The organism is Bacillus sp. SIMBA_008 (assembly GCF_046535495.1).
GTDB classification, from domain to species: Bacteria; Bacillota; Bacilli; order Bacillales; family Bacillaceae; genus Bacillus; species Bacillus subtilis.
Genome location: NZ_JAWRWL010000828.1, coordinates 1 through 255, shown reverse-complemented (window position 1 = coordinate 255; position 255 = coordinate 1). Strand labels below are relative to the sequence as shown.

Genomic DNA, 255 nt, shown 5'->3' with positions numbered 1-255 from the left:
ATCAGCAGATACAGAAAGGATGTCGCATATGGATGTACTTATGAATTTTCCTTTACTGGCGAGTTTTGCCGCCATTATTTTTGCCCAAGTTGTAAAAGTGCCTATTCAATTTATCGTATCCAAAAAACTTGACTGGTCTCTTGTGACGAGCACCGGCGGCATGCCGAGCTCCCATTCCGCCGCCGTCACCGCGCTGTCAACCGGAATCGCTTTGGAACAGGGACTGGACTCGCCCCTGTTTGCAGTCGCCGCGAT

The 255-nt window shown here is 50.2% G+C and carries 1 protein-coding gene; it reads left to right on the top strand.

The window, feature by feature from the left end; genetic code table 11:
• Positions 1-28 precede the first annotated feature (28 nt).
• A partial coding sequence (locus SB658_RS25645) for a divergent PAP2 family protein (protein WP_410603274.1) occupies positions 29-255 on the top strand: 227 nt, incomplete at its 3' end.